General features: G+C 67.6%; 2 protein-coding genes. Both read left to right on the forward strand.

Features of this window, described 5'->3' with window-relative positions:
* The first annotated feature begins 204 nt into the window (after nt 1-204).
* Nucleotides 205-1,008 (forward strand): CoA pyrophosphatase, encoded by an 804-nt coding sequence (locus tag ABGA94_RS15810; RefSeq protein WP_375367769.1) that lies wholly within the window; start codon nt 205-207, stop codon nt 1,006-1,008.
* A complete protein-coding gene (locus ABGA94_RS15815) occupies nt 1,005-1,907 on the forward strand; it encodes a sulfurtransferase (protein WP_375367770.1) in 903 nt (300 codons plus the stop codon). Before ABGA94_RS15810 ends, ABGA94_RS15815 begins: the two co-directional genes overlap by 4 nt.
* Nucleotides 1,908-2,293 lie beyond the last annotated feature (386 nt).

Raw genomic sequence — 2,293 nt, forward strand, 5'->3', positions numbered from 1 at the left:
AAACGAAACGCGCCGGTGACCCCACCGGCGCGTTTTTGTTTGCGCAGTGCCTGACGGTAGAGTCGACTGTCAGTCGACTGTTTTTGGGTCACATCGGGGAAACGCCCACGCTGCGCGCGCGAGTCGACTGACAGTCGACTATCGTCCGGCCGGGCCACCCGCGCAAATTCAGCCCGATCGCGCTACTGTTGGCGGGTGCAAACAATGGAAGAAACGGCGCGTGTTGTCGCAAGTCCCTGCATCGGAGTGTGCACGCTGGATCCGCACCGGCAATGCGCCGGCTGCGGGCGGCATATCGATGAGATCGCGCGGTGGTCGTCGATGAGCAACGAGGAACGCAGCCGCATCCTGCATCGCGTGCAGCCCCTGCGGCAACAACTGCAGCAGTCCCTGCGCGGTTCGCTGGCCGACCACGAACGACTGATGCGCGCGCTGCACCCCTTGGCCCAACCACCTGCGGGCGACGGCTGGAACCGCAGTGAGCTGGTTGACCTGCTGCCGCCCGGGCCTCCAGTGGAGGCTGCGGTGCTGGCCGGCATCGTGCCGCGCGCCAACGGCGCACAGGTGATCCTCACCCGTCGCACCGAAACACTGCGCACCCATGGTGGCCAGGTCGGATTCCCCGGTGGCCGCACCGAACCCGATGACCGCGACGCGCTGGCGGCCGCGCTGCGCGAGAGCCAGGAAGAAATCGCATTGGCGCCCGGCCAGGTGCAGGCGCTGGGGTATCTCGATCCCTTCGTCACCATCACCGGCTACCGCGTCACGCCGGTGGTGGCGGTGGTCGATCCGGAGTTCGTGCCAGTGCCGCAGCCGAGTGAAGTGGCCGAGGTATTTGAGGTACCACTGGATTACCTGATGTCGCCTGACAGCCTGCGCCAGGTCGAAATCAACCATCGCGGCCGGGTACGCCACGTGCTTGAGTATGGCTGGCCGGGCCAGCGCATCTGGGGGGCGACCGCCGCCATTCTCTACAACCTGCGTCGCCGCCTGGAGCAAGTGCAATGAAGCTGATCGATCCGCCGTGGACCACCCTGGTCGATGTCGCCACACTGGCTGCCGCGTTGGGCGAAGGCATCCGCGTGGTCGACGCACGCGCCACTGCCAGCACTGCGGTGCGGGTGGTCGATGCGCGCTCCTCGCTGGCCGACCCGCAGGCGGGAAGCAGCCAGTATCTGGCAGGTCATATCCCGGGTGCGGTGTATGCCGATCTGAATCGTGACCTGTCTGATCTGTCGCGCGTCGGCCATGGTCGCCATCCACTGCCGGACAGCGATGCCTTGGCTGCAAAGCTGGGGCAGTGGGGCATCGGCCCCGACACCCAGGTGGTGGTCTACGATGGCAGCGACGGCAGCATGGCCGCCTCGCGCCTGTGGTGGCTGCTGCGCCTGATCGGTCACAGCAGGGTGGCCGTACTCGACGGCGGCATCGCCGCCTGGCAGGCCGCCGGTCACACGTTGGAAAGCGGCCAGGCTGAAGTGACAGCGCTGCCTGCCTACCCGGGCCGCTTCGACACCACCCAGATCGCCAACGCCGATGAAATCACCGCGCGGCTGAAGCATGCGCCGGGCTGGCTGGTCGACGCGCGGGCGGGTGAGCGTTTCCGTGGTGAAGTGGAGCCGCTGGACCCGGTGGCCGGGCATGTGCCGGGCGCGGTCAACCACCCGTTCGCATTGAACGTACTCGACGGCCGCCTGCGCGACGCACAGGAGCTGCGCGCCGAACTGCAGGGCGTGATCGGCAACCGCGATCCGCAGCAGGTGGTGCTGATGTGCGGTTCCGGCGTGACCGCCTGCCATCTGCTGCTGGCGATGGAAAGCGCGGGGCTGAGCGGCGCGCGCATCTACGCCGATTCCTGGAGCGGCTGGGTGAGCGACAGCAGCCGCCCGGTGGCGACCGGCGCCTGAGAAGCGCGCGGTCGGATCCGTTTTCCAACGGAAAACGGCTCTGACCCCATCAACCGAAAATCGGGGGTCAGAGCCCGTTGCGTGGCAACGGGATCCGACCCCGTGCCGACCAAGGTCGACACCCACCAATTCGTGGAGCGGTTGGGTGAGCGACAGCAGCCGCCCGGTGGCGACCGGCGCCTGAGCCGCGCGGGGTCGGATCCGTTTTCCAACGGAAAGCGGCTCTGACCCATCGAGCGTAAATCGGGGGTCAGAGCCCGTTGCGTGGCAACGGGATCCGACCCCGTGCCGACCAAGGTCGACACCCACCAATTCGTGGAGCGGTTGGGTGAGCGACAGCAGCCGCCCGGTGTCGACCGGCGCCTGAGAAGCGCGCGGTCGGATCC

The sequence above is a fragment of the Stenotrophomonas sp. 3diitr2024 genome (genome assembly GCF_042136455.1).
Taxonomy (GTDB): Bacteria; Pseudomonadota; Gammaproteobacteria; order Xanthomonadales; family Xanthomonadaceae; genus Stenotrophomonas; species Stenotrophomonas sepilia.

Coding starts and splice junctions, on each gene's coding strand:
- ABGA94_RS15815 (WP_375367770.1), top strand. CDS start 1,005: ATGAAGCTGATCGATCCGCCGTGGACCACCCTGGTCGATGTCGCCACA.
- ABGA94_RS15810 (WP_375367769.1), top strand. CDS start 205: ATGGAAGAAACGGCGCGTGTTGTCGCAAGTCCCTGCATCGGAGTGTGC.